Consider the following 22,183-nt stretch of genomic DNA (forward strand, 5'->3'; position numbering starts at 1 on the left):
AATTGTAAACATATCTTTCTCCATAAAAGTATTTTACCATATCCATAATAATATATCAAACATTTGTTCTGTTTTATATTAAAAAAATTGCGCGTCTAACTCATCACTAAAGTAACGAGAATGCGACGCGCAGTTTTCAAATTCATAGCGACAGATTAAAACTCGTACTGTGGGTTTCCGGAAAAGTCTGCGATTACACCGTGTGCATTGTCCAGATAGAACACCTCGAAAATCGGGTTGTCAGCGGTCTGGTACTGGCCTTTTACGATCGGGTTCTGCATGCACACTTCTTTTACAGCCATGTTATTTTCAAACACTGCGGTTCCGTGCAGACGGATCCATGCGTAGGACGGGCTGGAAACAGAGATTTCGATTTCCGGATTCTCCTGCATATCTTTGTAAACATCTTTTGTGTTGTTGGTGCAGAACCACAGTTTTCCGTCAACCTCTCCTGCAAACATGAACGGGCGGCATTTTGCCTTTCCGTCACGACCTACCGTTGCCAGATACTGTACCGGATTCTCATTTAAAAATTCTACTGCTTTGCTCATTTTACTTTCCTCCATTTTGTTTTTTTGAATTGTTTTTTTCTTTCGATGGCTTTATAATAAGTCCATAGAGTTCTTTCGTAAAGTAAGCACAATATTGTGGTGTAGTTACCCAAAAGATACTATTGTGTAAAATCAGACGTTTCCGCCATCTTTCAAATCATTATTTTCTTCAAAAAGGAGGTCTTCTCTTATGTCATCCGCAGAAAAAACACCCGTTTCTCTTGCTGATCTTCCGCCCTGCCCGGTGGAAACTACGCTGACTCTGATCAGTGATAAATGGAAAGTTCTGATCTTGCGCGATCTGCTGCTCCACGGCACCATGCGGTTCGGCGAGCTGAAAAAGTCCATCGGTCACGTCTCTCAAAAAGTTTTAACTTCCCAGCTCCGCCAGATGGAACAGAGCGGTCTGGTCAACCGTAAAGTTTACGCCGAGGTACCGCCGCGTGTCGAATATTCCCTGACGGAACTCGGCTTCAGCCTCCACCCGATCATGGATGCGATGTGGGACTGGGGCGAAGTGTATAAGAAAAAGCTGGCGCAGGAAGAAGACGCTGCTGCAAATGCATGAACGAAAAAAGTCTGTTGAGAAACAGCCCATTTCGGTTTTTCTCAACAGACTTTTCTTCTCTTCTATCTTCCTTTCAGCACAATCGTCTTCCAGCTTCCGATCGTTCCGTCATACGTTCCCTGCCATACCGGATAGCGCTCGATCGGCAGTTTGACTTCAACGGTCTCCCGGCTAAAGTTCTGGACAAACACGTACCTGGTTCCGTCCTTCTGCTTACGCATCGTGACTTCCACACCTTCCGGAACTTCTTCCACGATCCGCTCCACACCGGCCTCTTCTGCCAGTTTCCGGCAGACTTCATCGTACAGTCCCTGTTCAAAGTCCGCACAAACGGCATACGCTTTTCCCTTTCCGTACACATTCCGGGTCATCGCCGGCATGCCGTCATAGAAATCTTTTCCGTATGTCATCAGCACTTCCGCCGTCGATGGCTGTACCAGCTCGCAGAGATGACTGCAGCGGTATGCCCGTTCCAGATGCAGCGGATTTTCCGGCTCCGGAATTCCTTCGTTCCATTCGCCATCGTATAAGCCGTCAATCTCCATACTCCGGAATCCCATCACATCCATCAGGTCATGCGGCGTTCCGCCTAAGTAACAGAGATCCGTCTCATCCACAATGCCGGACCAGTAAGTCAGCAGAAAAATTCCGCCGTTTTTCACAAAGTTCCGAACCTTCTCTGTCCATCCTTCCCGCAGCAGATAAACCATCGGCGCTGCCACAACACGGTATCCGTCGAGACTCCTCGTCTCGTCAATCAGATCCACATTGATGCCCAGTTTCCGGAATGCCTGATATGGCTTTTCCACGGTTTCTTTATAAAAAACACCTGCATTCCGCGGACCCGCCGCATCTTCCACCGCCCAGCGGTTTTCGACATCATAAATCACGGCTGCTTCCGCCGGGTTCTGCGAACCGTTCACTTCCTGCAGTTTCTCCAAAGCTACGCCGACTTTCGCCACTTCACGGAATACCCTAGTATCCGATACGCCATAATGGTCGATCACGGCCCCATGGAATTTTTCGGATGCACCGCGGCTCTGCCTCATCTGGAAATACAGCACACTATCCGACCCATGCGCAACTGCCTGCAGTGACGCGGCCTGCAGCATGCCCGGTTTTTTCAGCTTGCTGACGGACTGCCAGTTCGTTGCGGAAGGACAGCTCTCCATCAGATAAAACGGCTTTTTCTGAATGCTCCGCATAATGTCATGCTGCATACCTGTATCCATCGCTGTTACCGTCTCCGCCTCTTTATGCCAGGTCGGATAATTGTCCCAGGATACAAAGTCAATCACATCGGCAAACTTGTAGTAGTTCAGTCCGGTAAAGTTATACATCATATTGATGGTAGACGGCTGTTCTGCCCCAGCGTCCCGCAGCGCTTTGATTTCCCATTTTACAAAATCCGCGGTCTGATCCGTCACAAACCGTTTCCAGTCCAGATTCAGTCCGTGCAGCGAAGAATCTCCTTTCGGAGACGGGCTCTCCACCTGGTCAAAACTCTGGTAAGTATGACTCCAGAACCCGGTATTCCAGGCACGGTTCAGCCGTTCCAGTGTGCCGTATTTTTTCTTCACCCAGCCGCGGAATGCCTCCTGGCACAGCGGGCAGTGGCACTCTCCGCCGTATTCATTCGAAATATGCCATGCAATCACGCCAGGGTGGTCTTTGAACATTTCCGCCAGCTTCGTATTGATGATTCTCGTTTTTTCCCGGTAAACCGGTGAGGTATAGCAGTGATTATGGCGCTCCCCGTACAGATTCCGTTCTCTCGCTGCATTGACACGGAGCACCTCCGGGTATTTTTCCGTCATCCAGCGCGGTCTTGCCGCCGTCGGCGTGGAAAGCATGACCACAATTTCGTTTTCATACAGGCGGTCAATCACCTCTTTTAACCATTCCAGACGGAAAACTCCTTCCTCCGGCTCTAAAAATGCCCAGGAAAACATGCCAAGCGAAACCTCGTTGATTCTGGCTTTCTTGAAATACGCCAGATCCTGTTCCAGAATCTCCGGGTAATCCAGCCACTGTTCCGGGTTATAATCGCCCCCGTGCAGGAGCTTTCCAAAATTTACTTCTTTCTCCATCTGCTTTTGTCTCCTTTTCTTTCGCAGACAGCCCATCCTGTCCACGGACAGAATGGGCTGAACGCATCAGATTCCCATAAACGTAAAGGTAAACTCCAGTTTTTTATCAATCGGAATCAGGTACTCCGGATGGGTCTGTGCACCCCAGCTGTCGTCTCCGCCAACACCCATCTGCTGTTTTGCCACGCGCACAACGGTGTAATGTACCTGCGGCAGTTCATACGGATGCATCGCATTTTCCAGCTCGTGCGGTGTGTACGGCAGTGCGGAAAATTCCATCTTGTCGCCGCTGAACATCATACCGCGGCCCTTGCGGTTCGTCACGGTTGCCCAGCGTACACCAACCTTGTTGCCGCACTCCTGCGGAACGAGATATTTCGCCATATTATCTTCGACTTTATTCTTATAAACACCGAGCTTTGCTCCGGCACAGCGGTCCACATACGTCTCCTCCGGTCCCATGCCGTACCAGGTAACGTTGTCATAATCGGCATCCAGTTTGAACATCATGCCGAATTCCGGCATATCGCCGAGCTCTTTCACCGGATCATACGTCAGCGTCGTCTGAATGCTTCCATCGCCGAAGACACGGTAGGTCAGACGGCACTCGCTCGCCGGTGTGGTCGGCATTACATAGCGGTAGCTGACTTCTGCGCAGTCCTCGTGTACTTCGATTTCCGGCGCATACAGTCCCGGATAATGGCTGCCGTTCGGATATTTGTGGGACAGATACATTGAAGCAATCTTCCACTGGCTGTAACGCATCGGCATCAGGCTTCCGCAGTCATTGTCGATCGGCGCACGCCAGAAGTTCGGTTTCGGAATCATTTTGATCATCTCAACGCCGCCGTAACGGTACGATACGAGTCCGCCGTTCAGATCGGAGAACATCACATCAAAATTTTCGCCGCGCACACCAAAATCATGGTTGGAACGGATCACTTCAAATTTCGCCGGTTTTTCTGCTTTCGCCGGTGCTTCCACTTCATAAACACCCTGTCCGAATGCAACTTCATGGCCGCGCTTGCCCCATATGGTATCTTCTTTCAGGCGGAAGGAAACGGTCACCGCATACTCGCCCGGAAGGGTCTGTACGGCAATCGGAAGCTCCACTGTTTTTTCGGAAAGCGGCTCCACGGAAATTTCCATCGGCACTTCTTTCAGTTTCTTTCCTTCTTTTTCGAGAATTACCACGCAGTCAAACGCATCGGTATTCACAAACAGGTTCTTATTTTTTACAACTGCTTTGTCTTTCTGTACATCCACAGCAATGTTCTGATAGCAGAATTTTACTTCCTGCATCTTCGGGGAAGCATCGCGCTCGCCGCCGTATACAATACCATTTCCGCTGAAATTGTAATCGCATGGATGATCATCAAAGTCTCCGCCGTACGCCTGGAACTCTTTTCCGTAGCGGTCTTTTTTGTAGATTGACTGGTCGATATAATCCCAGATAAAGCCGCCCTGGAACAGCGGTTCTTCCTCGGCAAGATCCATATATTTCTTCATGGCGCCGCAGGAATTTCCCATCGCATGTGCATACTCACAGCAGACATACGGTTTTCTTCTGTCTTTCGACAAGAATTCACGGATTTCATTGACGGTGGTGTACATCCGGCTTTCCATATCGCTGGTGTCGTTGTATCTGCGGTCGTCATTAACTCCTTCATAATGAACGAGACGGGTCGGGTCCATTTTCCGGTATAACTGGGACATTTCAAAAATAACTTTTCCGCCAAACGATTCATTTCCGCAGGACCAGATCAGAATCGCCGGATGGTTTTTGTCTCTCTGATACATCGAATTGACACGGTCGAGCATACAGTCCATCCACTCCGGGCGGTCGCATGGTACAACACCGGAGAAATCTCCGCTTCGTACCGCATCCGTATCTCTCGTTCCATGGGACTCCATGTTGCACTCCGCGATCATGTAAAGACCGTATTCATCGCACAGATCATAAATGCCGACCGCATCCGGGTAATGGCAGGTACGGATTGCATTGATGTTGTTCTGTTTCATCGTCGTCAGGTCTTTGATCAGCTCTTCTCTCGAAACGACACGGCCGGATACGGAGCTGAACTCGTGGCGGTTGACGCCTTTAAAGACAACCCGCTTTCCATTCAGCATCATGATGTGGTCTTTCATCTCAAAGCGGCGGAATCCGACTCTCTGCGGAATCAGTTCCTGCACCGTTCCATCCTCTGCGGTGACTTCCAGCAGAAGATCATACAGCACCGGTGTCTCTGCGGACCACAGTTCCGGGTGATCGACTTTCAGAACAAACTGTGTTTCCCCATCCAGCACACCTTCGGTGCTCTGCAGTGCCGTTCCGTCTTTTAACAGGGTAATTTTTACCTTTCCTGTTCCGATCATTTTCGTATCAATGACCAGATCTGCCTTCGTAAACGTATCATCCAGCAGCGTCTGTACTTTCAGATCCGAAACGTGAACCTCCGGAATCGTGTACAGATACACATCACGGTAAATACCGGAGAAACGGAAGAAATCCTGATCCTCGCACCAGCTTCCGCTCGTCCATTTGAAAACCTGCGCAGCCAGTTTATTTTCGCCCTCTTTCAGATACGGGGTCAGTTCAAACTCGGACGGAGTAAACGTATCCTCGCTGTAGCCAAGGAACGTTCCGTTCAGCCATACGGCAATACCGCTCTCTGCTCCCTGGAAGGAAACAAAAAGCCGTTTTCCTTTCATCTGCTCCGGCACTTCAAAATATTTCACATAGGAAGCCGTCGGATTGAACCGCTCCGGAATCTCGCCCGGCTGGATCTCTTCTCTTCCTTCCCATGGGTACTGCACATTGGCATACTGCGGTGCGTCATATCCCTCCATCTGGATATGTGCCGGCACGCGGATATCGTCCCATTTTGTGCAGTCATACTCCGGTGTCTCGAATCCCGGAATCGTGCTCTCGTAGTTCTTTGCGTAATGGAATTTCCACAGTCCGTTCAGACTGTGACGGAAGTTTTCCACATGCTGCTCCATTTCTTCCACCGATCCATAATATCTGTGATCGGAATGCGCCGCCACCCGGTTTTCTCCATAGTACGTCGGGTCCTTCACTTTTTCATACTGAAATACACCCATTTTTATTTTCCTCCTTCTGGAATTTTGTTCTTTTTGATCTTTTGAAAAAAAGGTGGATATTCATCCAAATATCCACCTTTTCTGTTCGATTCTTTTTCTTATTTTACGGCACCTGTGATACCTTCTGTGAAGCTCTTCTGGAAGCAGAAGAAAATAATTGCTGTCGGGATCGTACAGATAAATACGCCGAGCATCAGCACACCATAATCTACAGTGTAGCCGCCGAGCAGGTTCGCTACCAGCATCGGCATGGTGATGGATTCATTGTTCTGTAAGATAACCTTCGGCCACAGGTAGTTGTTCCATGCGTTCATAAAGGTGATGATTGTTGCTGCCGCATACGTCGATTTCATGGTCGGCATATACATACGAAAGAAAATTCCTGTCTCGCTTAAGCCATCGAGTCTTGCCGCTTCGATGATATCGTGCGGGAAGGAACGGGAAGCCTGGCGGAACATCATGATCATGAACGGTGTTGAAATCGAAGGAAGCATGAAAGCTGCCATCGTGTTGACCATCTTTAGCTGGGAAAACATACGGAACATTGGGATCATGATGGCTGCGAACGGAATCATCATCGCAGTCAGAAGTACGGTAAATACCGCATCTTTTGCTTTATCATGATAGATCTCAAATCCATAACCGGCGATCGAGCAGACCAGAAGACAGAGAATGGTCAGCACCGTCGCATTCCGGAAGGAGTTGCACAGTGCAAGGCGCAGGTTCTGCTGCGCAATCAGCGCTTTAAAGTTGTCAATCAGATACGTACCCGGAATCAGTTTTCCGGCAATGACATCAATACTTCTGTTTGTAGACGCGCAGAACATATAGTACAGCGGAAAAACAGAAAGGATCGACGCTACCGTTAAAATCAGATACATGAAAAATTTCTTTGCTTTTCCCATTATCGCTCGTCACCTACTTTCATCTGAAGCAGTGCCAGAATGGCTACCATGATCAGGATCAGGATGGACATTGCTGCCGCATAGCCAAAGTTCGGGCTCTGTACAAAGGACATATTGTAAATATAATGAGACATGGTCATGGTTGATTTTCCAGGACCTCCGTTTGTCAGGTTCAGGGACTCATCGAACAGCTGCAGAGTACCGTTGGTAGAAGTAATTGTGGTCAGCAGAATCATCGGTTTTAACAGTGGAACGGTGATCTTGAAGAAAGTCTGCAGCGGCTTGCGCCGTCGATTTTGGCTGCTTCGTAGATCGAATATTCAATGTTCTGCATACCGGAGAGATAGAAGACCATGTTGTATCCGGTCCATCTCCAGATCAGGGCGATGATGATAACCGCACGGGCTGTCCACGCATTGGAGAACCACATGATCGGGTTCATGCCGAGGCCGCGGAGAACGGTGTTGATAAAACCGTCATTTGCAAACAGGGAACGGAAGATCATCGCGTAAGATACGAGAGATGTTGCGCACGGCAGGAAAATGCAGGTACGGAACAGTCCCTTAAAACGCAGATCTTTGTTGTTCAGCATGGAAGCAAACATCAGGCCGAGGATCAGCATGATCGGCACCTGAATAATCAGATAAAAGAAGGTGTTGCTTAAGGTCTGTTTAAAGGTCGGGTCTTTTAAAATACGGGCATAGTTTGCAAATCCGTTGAATTTTAGGTTGATGCCCATACCTGTCTGTAAAGACAGGATGAATGCCTGAATCATCGGATAAAAGCTCATCCATGCGATCAGGATCGTTGCCGGCATCAGGAAAGCCCAGCCGGTAAGATTCTGTTTTCTTTCCAAGTTCATTCCTTTTTTCTTCTGACTGCTCATGGAATCTTCCTTTCTTTTTTTACCTGGCGTGTGTTTGAAAAAATCTTTTTGCAGACAACATTTCATGTTCTCCTGCAGAAATCATTTTTCAAACACACACCGCATAGATACAGAACGGGCCTGCTTCTGTCTGTCCAGGAAGCAGACCCGTTTCTTATCGTCCTACTTTTTTATGTATTGCAGGATATCAGCCACCCATGTTGAACTCTACAGTTTCCTGTGCGGTCTGAAGTTCGCTGTCCATATCTGCTCCTGTCTGGATGATATTGGAAAGTGCGGTTCCGACAGCATCACGTGCATCGTAGTAGAATGCTCCAGTGATGTTGGATGGAGTCTTGGTTGCGAAATCAACGATCTTTGCGTAAACCGGGTCATCGCTGAAGAATGCAACTGGCTGTGCATATGCTTCGGAATCTCCTGCCGGTGCCCAGGTTGCCAGAGCGCCTTTTGCGATGATATCATCGTAAAGAGCTGTGCTGCCTGCGAAGGTAGATTTCATAAAGTCAATGGCAAGATCCTGTTTTTTGCAGTTGGAAGAAATTGCCCAGGAAGAACCACCGTTGTTGGAGTAGTTGGTTGCTCCGTCAACGCCGTCCAGTTTCGGCATATTGGTGATTGCCCATTTGCCGGACTGATCTTCATTTGCTGTGATGGAAGCCATGATCCAGCATCCGTTGATAACGCCTGCTGTAGTTCCGTTGTTGATGGATGCGATGTACTGATCCCAGTCAGTAACCTCTACAAGAGTGCCATCTTTTACCATCTGGCTGTAAATCTCAAGGATTGGTTTCAGTGCTTTGTTGTCTACGATGTTGACAGATCCATCTTCGTTGAAAAGGGACTCACCGCAGGACTGCAGCATTTCCATAACAAGGTCCGGAGATCCGGCCTGAGATGTCAGGATCGGCTGGCCTGTTTTCTCTTTGACAACTTTTGCTTTCTCCATAAAGTCATTCCAGGTGATATCTGTGAAATCATCTACGGTGAAGCCTGCCTGCTCCAGCATATCAGTACGCAGGCACTCGATAACGGCACCATTGTCGAACGGAATTCCGTAGTTCTTCCCATCCAGAGTAGAGTAAGCAACTTTTGCGGATGAGAATTCGCTGAAATCAATTCCGGAATCGGTCAGATCGGTGAAGATGTCCGGATAGTTGGTTGCATATTTCTGGAAGGAGTTATCCTGCATCAGGAAGATATCCGGCAGAGTGCTTAAGTCTCCTGCGGAAACTGCTGTGGTCAGACGGGTTTCAATGTCGTCGGACTGTACTTCGCTGACTTCTACTTTGAATCCTTCGTGATCCTGTGCATAAATTTCAGCTGCTTTCTTGATCGCGTAAACGTTGAAGTTCGGGTCCCAGGTCCATACGGTTAAGGTGTTGTCATCATCAGAGCTGCCCTCTACTACGTCGCTGCTCTCTGATTTTGCAGTGGTTTCACTTGCTGCTGATGCATCGTTTCCGCCGTTGCTGGAACTTGTTGTAGTTCCTCCGCTGGAACCACATGCAGCCAGTCCAAATACCATTGCTGATGCCATTACGATTGATACAATTTTTCTTTTCATATTGCACATCCTCCTTAAGATGTTATTTTACAACCGGAACCTCCGCACTTTTTACAGCGCAGAAATTTTTTGGTTGTTTTGTACATTTTTTATGTTTTTATTCCCTCAACATGTACAAAGTATAACATATTTCCCGTCGTTTGTGCGCATTTTTAACTCTATACTATGCATTTTCAACCATTTATATGCATTTTGACGGACATCACCATCCTTCCTGTGTTTTTATATCAAAATTCAACAATTTTCGTTCATAATGTTCCGGTGCACTTCGCCACTGCTGTGGAGATACACCAAGAATCCGGCGGAAATTACGGTTAAATGTAGAAATTGTTGTGAATCCGCTTCGCATTGCAATCTCATTTACAGAAATATTTGTTTTCCGCAGTTCCTTACATGCCGCCCGGATCCGGACCCAGTTAATGTACTCAACCGGCGTCATCCGCATGGATTCCTGAAAAATACGGCGCAGATGTGTTTCGCTGATATGACATACCTCTGCCAGCTCCTCAATTCGAAGAATCTCTTTATAATTTTCTCCAATATAATCCAGCGCAGGCAGAATCAGAGCGATACTGGCATCATCTACAATAGAATTCTTTTCCTGCTCCTCGTCCCTTTCATTCCATCTGGCAATCTGCATCAGAAGCGCTCTGGTCAGTCCTTTCACTTCCTCGAGATAAAATTCCCGTTTTTCACCCATGCATTTAATGATCAGTTTGATCATCTCCGCGACCTCCGGCCTTTCCTCATTTTTCACAAAATGGGCCTTCTGGTTAATACGCGCAATCAGCTTTTGTGCCATGCGCATATTGCCCTTATACAGCTCTGTAATAAATCCTTCCACATCCACAAACACCCATGCCCAGGAACATACACTGTTTTCTTTTGAGTTTGTTGTATGCGGAAAGTTTTTCGGCACCACCGTAAACATACCGCCATGATACGGCAGTTCCTCATCTTCCAAAACAATCGTTCCCTCACCGTAATAGCAGAAACCGATCTCCATCAGGTTATGAAAATGCAGATAATCAATCTGGTACCCATAATTCTGCAACCATTTTTCTCCCTGCAGCACCAGCACCGGGCATTTTTCCGGCACTTCGTAATAGCGGTATTCCATTCTGGGCTTTTTCTTTCTGCTCATATCCGTACCTGCTTATTCTACTTTTTTCTGAATCATCGCCAGAAACACGAGCGGTTCTTCCCCTGCGCAGGAAACCGCATGGCCGCTGCCGTCCTCGCAGAACGTCGTCATGCCCGCCTGCACCGGGTAGGTTTTGTCGTTATCCTGATACATACCCGCACCGGACAGGATGTGATACGCTTCTGTCTCCCCATGATGCTCATGATACGGAAGCTCATCACCCGGTAAAATCGTTACTTTTGCAAAGAGTGTCACCTTTCCGGAAAGGCGTTCGCCCTCCAGCAATTTTTCTGTTGTGTGTCTGTCTGCCATTGTTCATGTCCTCGTTTTCGTAATCTTTTTTTGTTTTCCCTGTCTCCATCCTACACCAAATAGCGTAAGATTCGATCTTCTCTGTGTTTTTATTATATTCTCTGCTTCACCGGAAGACAATGAGATTCACCAAAAACGAGCAACTTTTTTCCGTCAGCCTACAATCTTTCCTCTGTCAATCTCCACCGTCGTATCGCACAGTGCTGCAATGTCTTCCCGGTTGTGGCTGGCAAGAAGAATGGTTTTTCCTTCGTCTTTCAGTTTCAAAAACAGCTGCCGCATCTCCTGCACGCCCTGGTTGTCGAGACCGTTCATCGGTTCATCCAGAATCAGAAGGGAAGGTTCCTCCATAATCGCCTGTGCAATACCGAGACGCTGGCGCATGCCGAGCGAATACTTGCCGACATGCTTTTTCGCTTCCGGATCCAGTCCGACTTTTCGGATGGCCGCATCGATCTCCTTTTTTCCGATCTTCCTGCGGATGCCGGCGAGAAACTGCAGATTCTGTCTGGCACTGTAGCCCGGAAGAAAGCCCGGTGTCTCGATGATGGCGCCAATACTCTCCGGCGCTTCGATCTCTTTCCCAATCTGTTTTCCATCCACAAAAACCGCTCCATCGTCCACCCGGAGAAATCCGCAGATGCATTTGAACAGTACCGTCTTCCCACTTCCGTTTCTTCCGATCATTCCGTGAATTTTTCCTTTTTCGAAGCTCAGGCTGATCCCGTCCAACGCCGCGTAGCTGCCAAACTTTTTTGTCACGTTTTCTATTCTTATCTTTTCTTCCATTCTTTCAGATTTCCTCCACAAAGTTCAGATCCTTTTTCCGGATCCCGAGATACGAAAGGATCGTGCATGCGCCGATGACAATCGCAAAGACACTGTAAACATATGCCATCGACGGCCCGTTTCCATATCCCTGCCACTTGTAGCTCGCAATATTCATCCAAAGCGGCGGCGCGCAGTAATAGCCGATTGTGATGCTGGAAAATTTGCTGAGCAGAAGCGCAGTGAGTGCGATGCCGCAGTTGATGACGATTCCAAATCCCCTGTGTACCAGAAAATTTCCGGCATAACTCACAACGCCTGTCATAACCGACAGGCACCAGATCGCAAGCATTGTGAGTCCCATTGCCTCCTGCGGCGAAAATCTCGAAAGGATCAGATAATCCAACGGTTCCTGGTCAAAGGTATATGCCGCATTCGTCTGAGCCAGCGTACTGATCACCTTCCCCCATCCGGTTTCCCACCCTACATTCGGAAACACAAGCAGTACCGGAATCATACTTAAGCATATGGTGTAAAAAAAGGAAACAACCACAATGTACAGCATGTTTCCCCAAAACCAGCTTTTCCGCCCGGCCCGCAAAATCTGCCACCCGCTGTTCGGTTCCAGAAACGGAGCATCACAGAAAAGCAGCAGAGCCCCAAGAACAATGATAATCTGGTCTCCATTATATCTGGTCATAAACGGCAGCATCCAAAAAGTCACATCAACTCCGGTCTGCTCGCAGAAGCCTCGAATACCCACCGTCATTACATGAAAAAGGATCGCAATCCACAACAGCGCAACATAAAACCGTGGTGTTGTGAATGTTTTCCGCAAACGTATCTGACATACCCGAGGCTCATCCGTATTCTATCCATTCTGCGCCCTCCTCTTTACCACTCGCACGAAAATTACACCTTCCATTCCTGTCAGAATAAGGAAATAACCAGCTATCACAAAAAAATCCTTAAAATTCCGGATACTTCCCCCATGGAGCTGGTACCATCTCATCTGGCCCGGCAGCTGCAGCGCTTCTGCTACAAGCTGGCTTGCATAATAAAAAAGAGCCGGTGTGCTGACCAGCACAAACAGATTTTTTATTTTTCCCGATATCATAAGCGCAAAAACTGCCATAAATGCATACTTGACAGCCTCAACTCCAAATCTTGCGGCAAGGTAAAACGGCAGAACGAGTCCATTTCCATAGCTTAAACTGCCTGTTAATGTTTCAAGCTCTTCTTTTTTTATCCACGGTATTTTTAATGCCAAAACGCCATAAACAACTGCCATTCCCAGAAAAATACTGATCACAGAACCGAAAAAGGCAACCACCAGATGCGACCAGCAATATGCTGTTCTCCCTATGCGTGTCTCAATGCATCTAAGATAGCCATTTCTGCTGTCTTCCCAATAGCTCAGCGCAAACGGCAGCACAGCCAGCACAGAAAACACTTCAAAAAATGCCCCCACACCATGACTGCTGACAACCAGGTAATATACCGATGCATTCCACCGGCTCTGCATTGCTTCCTGACTGATGTTTAACACGGTAACCAGCATCGCACCTGCGATGGCAAAATAAAATTTTCCTGATAAAAACATTCTTTTAAAATCCATTTTTATCATTCGAAAAAAATTCATGAAAGATCACCTTCTTGTCCTTCCGCAACAATCTCTTATCCTCTTCGTCTTTTAAAAAGATGTGACCCGCTTAGCCCGGAGTCACATCTTCCGCAAAACAATTTATTCTTTGAGTAACTCGTAAATCTCAGACAAACTCACCCTGCAATTTCCCGTCCATCCAGTGCATTGATGTAAACATACTGTTCGATCTCATCTTCTATAAATCGAAACTGCCACGCAGGAATCATATCACACATCCAATGCCCTGTTTCATTTCTTCCCGTTGTCATCGGGTAATAAATCAGTTTCATCTGATTCAGCGTAATCGGCTCTGCAATTGCCAAATCATACTTATTTCTCAGCGTTTCCAAAATAATATCTTTTTCCGCAAGAGATACCGGTTCCTTTTCCCGAATAGCATAGTGATTAACTGCTTGAAGATATTGAATTCCGCCCTCCGTTATAACAGCCTGTATTTTAGATGACGGAATATAAAGATCATCCTGCCGGTTAATTTCATTGCATAATACAGGAACCCCATTCAGATAACCCTGAAAAAACAACAGGAAACAATCATCTGCTTTTGACCACTCATATTTCTGAATCTTCTGAGGCTTTAGCAATTCTCCATTCTCGATTGCCTGTTCCATTAATTCCTGCTGTTTTTCCATCTGTTCATACGAAAAACTGTATTTACTGGTCAATTCAACTTTTTCCCAGTCTCCAATCCATCTAACAAACTCTTTTCCTTCCTCTATCAGCTTTTCTTCGTCTTCCAATGAAATTTCCTGCTCATTGTCTCTGACCAAAATCCCTTCACCATAGGCTGATGTAATATATTCAACAGGCAAATTATAATAAACTTTTTTTCCTTCTTCCGTTTCCACTCCTAATATATTGCTGACAGACACCGTTCCATTTTGATTTTTTAATTGTTCGCCAAGTATTCCCTCATACGAATAACAAACGTCCGGCTCTCCTGTGTCTCCTTTTCTTGTTTCCAATCCACTTTCCGGAATTTTCCCAAGTATTTTATTGAACACACTTTCTCCTTGAAATCCATCCACTTCTATCACACATTTTTCAAACTCATTCCATTTTTTGTCCGGCATGTCAACAATCGCATCAATTTTGGCCTGACTGCCAAGCTGAAAACGGATGTGCTCACCATTGCTTAATTCCTGATCATTTTCAGGTGTCACATTTGTTTCCGTTTCATCATTGCTGATAGAACTATTCCGTTCTTCTCCATTTTCCTGTTTTTCTACCTGCTGCAAATTTTCTGACTCATTTCCCATATTCTGACAACCTGTAAAGAACAGTAATATTACCATAATTCCCAATACTTTCTTTCCCATATATCCCCTCTTTTCAAAATTTCGTTCTTTCTCTTCTGTTACTCGAAGCATAGCGAAATTTTTCTCCATCGTCAACGGATCTGGGATATCATGCTCTATCTGGGATAATCAGTACAGATAGCAAAAAATAAAACTTTGTTCTTTGAAATCCGCATTCTTTTTGCTTCCTTCATACAAATAAAGTCTTTTTTATTACGTTTTATCTTATTTTATCGGAAATACTGCCTCTGCGCAAAACAAATCTCCTGTCTCATAATACTTTAACGCGCCACCTACCTTTTGCATCGTCCGTTTTACACTTTTGTGCCCAATCCCGTGGCTGCTTGTATCTTTCTTCGTCGTATTCAAACTTGAATTTTCATTTAAAACAGATTTTTCTATTTTGTTTTGAATCTCCAACCGAAGATATCCCATTTTTTCCTCTACAAAAATTATAATTTCTTTCTTCTCTGTAACTTTCCGCTCTGCTTCAATCGCATTATCCATGAGATTTCCAAACACAGAGCAAAATTCCAAATCATCAATTCCTTCCATTTTGCTCAGAATCGTACACTTCACATCTACTTTTTCACTTCTCGCAAGAGTAATTTTTGTATTAATCATAGAATCCACATAACTGTTTCCTGTCTGAATTAGTGTCTGCACATCTTCAATTTTCTGATTAATTTTTTCCCATACCTTTACCATTTCCGACTGCGGCATGGTCTCCATTGCCTCTTGCAGAGGTAAAAGATAATTTTTCAAATCATGTTTAAATTCTCGTAATTCTTCATTACTTCTCTTAATAATTTCCATACTTTCCTTTGAATATTTCTCTTTTTCTTTCATCAGTTCATATTCTAGCTTTGTTTGATTATCCTTGCTCATTTGCTGTACTATAAAGTACATAATCAGGCACATCAGCCAGATACAGCATACGCACAGCAAAATCCATTTCTGTTCCTGCATCTGCACACTTGGCAGATCTCTTACTACCAAAATAATAGTATTTCCCGCAATAATTGAGAAAACAAGGTTGCATCCCATGACAATCCATTGCCAGCTTATCAGATTCTCTCGTTCAAACAAAAGACTATTTAGTAATTTACCAACAAAAAAATAAGAAATTTTTGATAATAGCATGATCGCAATTCTTACTGTATCCTGATCTTGAATAAACGATGCAACACTTTCTTGAAGGATAAAACTGCCGCCGAAAAGGATCGCTGTGTTTACCATCATCAATACTGCTCTCGCAACTACCGCTGCAGTAACCTTTCTCAGAACACTTCCCTGTGTACCCACCATCAAATAGACAAAAAGCCAAATCAATGTGATCCACATTTCCCACCTGTCATATAACGCAGGATACTTTTCCAACGCAGGAAAGATTAGCCCAAATAGCACTGCAATTCCCCACAAAATTTTACCTTTTTTCCCTTTGGGTTTCTGCTGCATAAAATCCATGCAGAATTCCAACAAAAGTATGTTTTCCCAAACAGAAATTGCAAGTTCAAAAACCTTCCAAAATGTTGCACTCATTCCATCACCACTCCCATAATTTTCATTCGAACCTGATTCAGATAATTTCTGCTGACAGGAATGCTTTTCCCGTTCAATAGCAGAAGTTCTTTTTCGCGCAACCGATATACATAGTTCATGTTAACCAAATATCCTTTATGTGTCCTTACAAATTTATGCGCTTCTAGTTTTTTCTCCGCTTCTGACATTTTCATTCTTACACGAATCGCCTCATCCCTCGTATCTTTTTCCCGATAGAAAAGCAGATAGTTCTTCTCGCTCTCCACAAACCAGATATCACGCAATGCAAGTTTTACACTCTGACGCCCTGTCTGCAGTTCTATTTGGGGAACTTTCTTTCCTGCCTTTTTCTGCAGTTCCAGCAACTGCGGCTCCAGTTCCTCATCCAGATGTGCCTTGCGGATAAAAAAGAATGGATGATACACCAATGACTGAAACACCAGATCATCCTTATTCGATACAAACACAATACAACATTCTCTGTTCCACTTTTTCAGATACGATGCAACCTCAAATCCATTCACTTCCGGCATATCGATATCAATAAAAAAAACAGAAATCTCATCAAGATTTTTGATTCCTTCCAGCATCTCCTTCGCAGATACGTAGCACTCCATTTTCACTGCAATCTTATGTTTCTGACATAAACCTCGAATTCTGATTTCCAGTTTATTTAAAAACACTTTATCATCATCACATAAAATTAAATTCATTATTTTCCCCCGTGCTTCTTATCGAAGATTCTACTTCTCAATAGCATACCAAATTTTTTCTTTTCTCTCAAGTAACCTGGGATAACATGAATGATCTGGGACAAACATCAGATCATTCTGCTCTGAGAGCTTTTTTGCCTGACGGGAAAATGTAACGAGATTTTCCCTCGAAAAAAAACAACACCTGAACCGTTTTGCCAACTCAGGTGTTGTTACAATAAATTTATATCGCCCGCAAAGGCTGTTACGCAACTATATCCTCAAACTGCGAATTGTAAAGGTTTGCATAGAACCCATTCTTCGCAAGCAGTTCTTCATGGTTGCCCTGCTCGATGATATCTCCGTCCTTCATGACAAGAATCAGATCCGCATCACGAATCGTGGACAGCCGATGGGCAATGACAAAGCTTGTTCTACCCTTCATCAGGTTATCCATTGCTTTCTGGATCTCGATCTCTGTTCTGGTATCAACGGATGAGGTCGCCTCATCGAGAATCAGGATCTTATTGTCTGCAAGAATTGCTCTTGCGATCGTCAGAAGCTGTTTCTGTCCCTGGGATACATTGCTTGCATCCTCATTCAGCTCCATCTGGTAGCCGCCCGGCAGGGTCTGAATGAAATGGTGTGCCCGCGCAGCCTTCGCCGCTGCAATAACCTCCTCATCCGTGGCATCGAGCCGGCCGTAGCGGATATTTTCCATGATACTGCCCTTGAACAGCCACGTATCCTGCAGCACCATACCAAAGGCATCGCGAAGCTCTCTGCGGTTGAAATCCCTGATATTGTGGTCATCCAGAAGAATGGCTCCGCTGTTTACATCATAATAACGCATCAGCAGCTTAACCATCGTCGTTTTTCCTGCTCCGGTCGGGCCGACAATGGCAATTTTCTGACCCGGTTTTACCTTCGCGCAGAAATCATGAATGATGATCTGGTCCGGATTGTATCCGAACTGTACATGATCAAAGGTTACTGCTCCTGTTACTGTCTCAATGTCAGCCGGATTTTCCGTGGTCTGATCCTCTTCCTCTTCGTTCAAGAATTCAAAGACACGCTCGGATGCCGCCGACATCGACTGTACCATGTTGATCACCTGCGCAATCTGCTGGATTGGCTGGGTAAAGTTTTTTACATACTGGATGAATGCCTGGATATCACCGATTGTAACCACGTTTCGGATTGCCAGCAGACCTCCGGTCAGTGCCACACAGGCGTAACCCAAATTCCCGACAAACATCATAATCGGCTGCATCATGCCGGATAAAAACTGCGATTTCCATGCGGAATCATAGAGAATGCTGTTGGTTTTCTCGAACTCCTCAATGGTATCCTTTTCACGGTTAAATGCCTTAATTACAAGGTGGCCGCCGTAAACCTCCTCAACCTGTCCATTGATGTGACCCAGATATTCCTGCTGGTCACGGAAGAATTTCTGGGATTTTTTCGTCACCAGTCCGATCAGCCCCATAGAAATCGGCAGGATCACAAGTGCGATCAGCGTCATCAGCGGGGAGATACTCAGCATCATGATCAGAACGCCGACCAGTGTTGCCACGGATGTGATGATTGTGGTAATGCTCTGATTCAGTCCCTGACCCAGTGTGTCGACATCGTTGGTAATGCGTGAGAGCACTTCGCCATAGGTGCGACTCTCAAAATATTTCATCGGCATGCGGTTGATTTTCTCCGAGATTTCCTTCCGGAGACGATAGCATACCTTCTGGGTAACGCCGGTCATAATCCAGCCCTGGATGAAGCTGAACAGAGCGCTCATCAGATACAGGCCAAGGGTAAACAGCAGAATTTTTCCGATTTTTGTAAAGTCAATGCTGCCTGTCCCTCTGATTTTTTCCATCAGTCCCTCGGACAATGCCGTTGTTGCTTTTCCGAGGATTTTTGGTCCCGCAACGTTGAACACGGTCGAACATGCGGCACAGAGCATAACGACAAAAATCGCAATTTTATATTTTCCGATGTACTGTGCAAGCTGTTTGATCGATTTTTTCAGATTTTTCGGCTTCTCGCCCGGCTGCATACCGCGGCCCATGCCTCCCATCGGTCCTCTTTTGCGCGGCTGCTGATTTCTCTTGTCACTCATGGTCAGCCACCTCACTTTCTATTCCAAGCTCCTTTGCCGAGAGCTGGGATTTTGCAATCTCCTGATAAACCTTACAGTTCTTCAGCAGTTCTTCATGTGTTCCTTTTCCGACAACCTTTCCGTCATCGAGCACCAGAATCTGCTCCGCATGGAGAATTGTACTGATTCTCTGTGCCACGATGATCACAGTGCTGTCTTTGACATTCTCCGCCAGTGCTTTTCGAAGCGCCGCATCCGTTTTCAGGTCAAGTGCAGAAAAGCTGTCATCGAAAATAAAGATTTTCGGATCCTTTGCAATCGCACGCGCAATCGCCAGACGCTGTTTCTGTCCGCCGGACACATTTGTTCCGCCCTGGGAAATCGCGGTCTCATATTTATCATCTTTTGCTTCAATAAACTCTGTTGCCTGCGCAATCGCTGCTGCTTTTTCGATCTCGGCATCGGTTGCATTTTCTTTTCCGAAGCGCAGGTTCGATGCGATCGTTCCCGAGAACAGCACACCTTTCTGCGGTACAAAGCCAATCTCGTCTCGCAGATCCTTCATGGTAATGTTTCGGATATCTTTCCCATCCAGGGTAATCTCTCCGCCCGTCACATCGTAAAGACGCGGAATCAGGTTTACCAGCGTTGATTTTCCGCAGCCGGTACTGCCGATAATTGCCGTTGTCTTTCCCGGCTCCGCCACGAAATCAATGTCATGCAATACATCCTCTTCTGCTCCCGGATACCGGAAATTGACATGGCAAAAGCGAACAACACCATTGTGTACGTCTAATTTTTCCGGCGTTTCGGCATCCTGAATCGAAAGCTCTGTCCGGACAACCTCGTCGATACGGCCTGCGGCAACCGCAGCACGCGGCAGCATGATAGACATCATCGTCAGCATCAGGAAGGACATAACAATCATCATGGCATAGGTAATGAACGCTGTCATTGCGCCGACCTGCATCGTACCCTCATTGATTCTGTGTGCACCAAACCAGACAATTCCTACGGTCAGTACATTCATAATCATCATCATGCCGGGCATCATAAAGGTCATGACACGATTGGTAAACAGTGTCGTCCCGGTCAGCTCCCGGTTTGCCGTATCAAAGCGTTCTTCTTCTTTATCCTCTCTTCCGAATGCACGGATAACGGAAAGTCCGGTCAGGATCTCACGGGAGACCAGATTGATGTTATCTACCAGCTTCTGCATCTGTTTGAATTTCGGCATTGTAATAGATACAAGCAGCATGACATAGCTGATAATCACAATAATTGCCAGTACGATAATCCAGCCCATGCCGGCCCCTGTTTTTACCACCTTGACCACACCGCCAATACCAAGAATCGGCGCATACGCAATCATGCGCAGCAGCAGCACCGATACCATCTGGATCTGCTGGATGTCATTGGTACTTCGCGTAATCAGAGATGCGGTGGAGAATTGATCCATTTCCGCATTGGAAAACCCGACAACCTTTTTGAACACCTGATCTCTCAGATCACGACCGATTCCGGCAGCGACACGGGATGCAAACAGTCCGACAAAAACCGTTACCACACCCATCAGAAGTGCCATGCCGACCATCTTAAGACCCGCCGTCAGAAGATACGACTTCTGAATCCGGTCGATATCAAGTCCCGCCGCTTTATCTGCGGAAACCGCATAGGCAATTCCCATCGATTTTACCAGCGAGCTTCCCATCGTATCGAGCGTTTTTTCCATGCTATCGCGCATCGAAAGCACGTCATCCTTCTCCATCTGTCCACTCTCGAGCATAGACGCAAAAATCGGACGGACATCTACGCAGGTCACTTCCACCTTGTTTCCATCCTCATCTTCTTTTTCCTGCCGGAAGCTCTTCAGCTCCACATGCATCATCTCTCCGATCTGCCCTATCGTCATGTTTTCAAACACGGACGCATCCTGACCGGTCTGCTGTGCCATGAGCTGTTTGAAGGTGGTTTCCTCCATCGCACCCATCTGGTAATTCATAAGGAGTGCAACGGTCAGCGTTTCATCCGCTGTATCTAGTTCTTTTTCGGAAGCTTTGTTCCGCTCATAATAGCTGTTCTTTTTCGTATAAAGGCTCTCCCACAAGTCTGCCTCATCATCCGTCATGATGAACTTTGCTGTCTGAAATTCTTCCTCTTTGATCCTTTTGGGCGTAACGTGCTCAACACCGCTGTTCTGAATGCCCACATCAATAATATCGGATGTGTACGACGGGAGCGACAGGTCGCACCACGCCTGGACAAACAAAAGCATAAGAATCACAAGAATCGATTTCCAGTACGGGATCATGTTCTTGAAAATCTTACTCATTTTTTCCCCTTTCTGTCTTTTTTTGTGTACCAGCTTGCCGGCACACTAATTCTGTCGTTTTCGGGTGTCAATTTCTTTTTCTGCGATCTCATAGATACGATCCAGATAATCAACCAGCTGATCTATATCCTCTTCCTTTAACTGTGACATCACAGAGCAGCCAAAGTCCTGCATTCTGTCCCGTACCTCTTCCCCCTTTTTCCAGCCCTTCTCTGTCAGACTGATATACGTATTTCTGCGGTCTTTTTTGTCAACGCTCCGCTCTACATATCCTTTTTCTTCCAGTCCGCGCAGTGTGCGCGACACAGCCGGCGGAAGTGTTTTGGTCTTCGCCGCCAGCTCTGAGCTTGTAATTTTTCCGTTTTCTCCCATTTGCAAAATCGCACCCATAACGGAAAATTCGGAACTGCTGAGTCCCGGAATCAGGTCTGATACGTTCAGTTTTTTAAACTGGTGCACCGCACGAAACAGTTTTTCAAATGCATCCTTCATATTATCCCCCTCCTTTTTGTGCAAATACTTAACAGTGTTATTTATTTACGCGTGTTAAATAATAACACCGGCAAATTTCCATGTCAAGAAATTTGCCGGTGTTTATGTTTTTTTTAGAATTTACGCTACTCAAATAGAATTTGACAAACGCTGCCATTTTGTTTAGATTAGAA

The 22,183-nt window shown here is 46.1% G+C and carries 17 protein-coding genes and 1 pseudogene; 1 reads left to right on the forward strand and 17 read right to left on the reverse strand.

Translation table 11 applies throughout. The features are described 5' to 3' along the window. Positions 1-155 precede the first annotated feature (155 nt). Positions 156-551 carry a pyridoxamine 5'-phosphate oxidase family protein gene (locus DXA55_RS03780; protein WP_117804430.1) on the reverse strand — a complete coding sequence of 132 codons (396 nt, stop codon included), beginning with the start codon at positions 549-551 and terminating at the stop codon, positions 156-158. A 190-nt stretch (positions 552-741) separates the two neighbouring features. On the opposite strand from DXA55_RS03780, the gene DXA55_RS03785 reads away from it, so the two are divergent. Beyond that, positions 742-1,119, forward strand: coding sequence for a winged helix-turn-helix transcriptional regulator (locus DXA55_RS03785; RefSeq protein WP_117804431.1), 378 nt, complete (start codon positions 742-744; stop codon positions 1,117-1,119). A gap of 62 nt (positions 1,120-1,181) precedes the next feature. Here DXA55_RS03785 and DXA55_RS03790 read toward each other — a convergent pair whose 3' ends face one another. From DXA55_RS03790 to DXA55_RS03865, 16 genes and pseudogenes are all read right to left on the reverse strand, one after another. Then, positions 1,182-3,209 (reverse strand): beta-galactosidase, encoded by a 2,028-nt coding sequence (locus tag DXA55_RS03790; RefSeq protein ID WP_117804432.1) that lies wholly within the window; start codon positions 3,207-3,209, stop codon positions 1,182-1,184. A gap of 66 nt (positions 3,210-3,275) precedes the next feature. Continuing rightward, the gene (locus DXA55_RS03795) at positions 3,276-6,314 is read right to left on the reverse strand and encodes a glycoside hydrolase family 2 TIM barrel-domain containing protein (protein WP_117804433.1); all 3,039 of its coding nucleotides are present in this window, start codon (positions 6,312-6,314) and stop codon (positions 3,276-3,278) included. A gap of 98 nt (positions 6,315-6,412) precedes the next feature. Beyond that, positions 6,413-7,219: a carbohydrate ABC transporter permease gene (locus DXA55_RS03800; protein WP_022461292.1), complete on the reverse strand. Its 807-nt coding sequence runs from the start codon at positions 7,217-7,219 to the stop codon at positions 6,413-6,415. Then, a pseudogene (locus tag DXA55_RS03805) lies at positions 7,219-8,081 on the reverse strand (carbohydrate ABC transporter permease). The gene DXA55_RS03800 and the pseudogene DXA55_RS03805 overlap by 1 nt, the downstream one beginning before the upstream one ends. Positions 8,082-8,292: 211 nt before the next feature. After that, positions 8,293-9,669 carry an ABC transporter substrate-binding protein gene (locus DXA55_RS03810; RefSeq protein ID WP_022461294.1) on the reverse strand — a complete coding sequence of 459 codons (1,377 nt, stop codon included), beginning with the start codon at positions 9,667-9,669 and terminating at the stop codon, positions 8,293-8,295. 202 nt (positions 9,670-9,871) lie between these two features. Next, complete coding sequence (locus DXA55_RS03815) at positions 9,872-10,813, reverse strand: AraC family transcriptional regulator (protein ID WP_022461295.1); 942 nt, start codon at positions 10,811-10,813, stop codon at positions 9,872-9,874. A gap of 12 nt (positions 10,814-10,825) precedes the next feature. Next, positions 10,826-11,125, reverse strand: coding sequence for a cupin domain-containing protein (locus DXA55_RS03820; protein ID WP_022461296.1), 300 nt, complete (start codon positions 11,123-11,125; stop codon positions 10,826-10,828). A gap of 153 nt (positions 11,126-11,278) precedes the next feature. Further along, the gene (locus DXA55_RS03825) at positions 11,279-11,914 is read right to left on the reverse strand and encodes an ABC transporter ATP-binding protein (protein WP_022461297.1); all 636 of its coding nucleotides are present in this window, start codon (positions 11,912-11,914) and stop codon (positions 11,279-11,281) included. Positions 11,915-11,918: 4 nt separating this feature from the next. Beyond that, the gene (locus DXA55_RS03830) at positions 11,919-12,593 is read right to left on the reverse strand and encodes a hypothetical protein (protein WP_147341990.1); all 675 of its coding nucleotides are present in this window, start codon (positions 12,591-12,593) and stop codon (positions 11,919-11,921) included. Between the two features lie 171 nt (positions 12,594-12,764). Further along, entirely contained in the window at positions 12,765-13,535 is a 771-nt protein-coding gene (locus tag DXA55_RS03835; protein ID WP_022461299.1) for a hypothetical protein, read from the reverse strand. A 137-nt stretch (positions 13,536-13,672) separates the two neighbouring features. Continuing rightward, positions 13,673-14,875: a hypothetical protein gene (locus DXA55_RS03840; RefSeq protein ID WP_022461300.1), complete on the reverse strand. Its 1,203-nt coding sequence runs from the start codon at positions 14,873-14,875 to the stop codon at positions 13,673-13,675. A gap of 204 nt (positions 14,876-15,079) precedes the next feature. Then, positions 15,080-16,396, reverse strand: a complete 1,317-nt coding sequence (locus DXA55_RS03845) for a GHKL domain-containing protein (protein ID WP_022461301.1) — start codon at positions 16,394-16,396, stop codon at positions 15,080-15,082. Then, positions 16,393-17,109 carry a LytR/AlgR family response regulator transcription factor gene (locus DXA55_RS03850; RefSeq protein ID WP_022461302.1) on the reverse strand — a complete coding sequence of 239 codons (717 nt, stop codon included), beginning with the start codon at positions 17,107-17,109 and terminating at the stop codon, positions 16,393-16,395. Before DXA55_RS03850 ends, DXA55_RS03845 begins: the two co-directional genes overlap by 4 nt. Before the next feature lie 244 nt (positions 17,110-17,353). Continuing rightward, positions 17,354-19,207: an ABC transporter ATP-binding protein gene (locus DXA55_RS03855; RefSeq protein WP_117804434.1), complete on the reverse strand. Its 1,854-nt coding sequence runs from the start codon at positions 19,205-19,207 to the stop codon at positions 17,354-17,356. Next, positions 19,200-21,518 carry an ABC transporter ATP-binding protein gene (locus tag DXA55_RS03860; RefSeq protein ID WP_117804435.1) on the reverse strand — a complete coding sequence of 773 codons (2,319 nt, stop codon included), beginning with the start codon at positions 21,516-21,518 and terminating at the stop codon, positions 19,200-19,202. The genes DXA55_RS03855 and DXA55_RS03860 overlap by 8 nt, the downstream gene beginning before the upstream one ends. A 45-nt stretch (positions 21,519-21,563) precedes the next feature. Continuing rightward, positions 21,564-22,010, reverse strand: a complete 447-nt coding sequence (locus tag DXA55_RS03865; RefSeq protein ID WP_117804436.1) for a MarR family winged helix-turn-helix transcriptional regulator — start codon at positions 22,008-22,010, stop codon at positions 21,564-21,566. Positions 22,011-22,183: the final 173 nt, after the last annotated feature.

Origin of the sequence: Blautia sp. OF03-13, from assembly GCF_003460685.1 — a bacterium.
Lineage (GTDB): Bacteria > Bacillota > Clostridia > Lachnospirales > Lachnospiraceae > Fusicatenibacter > Fusicatenibacter saccharivorans.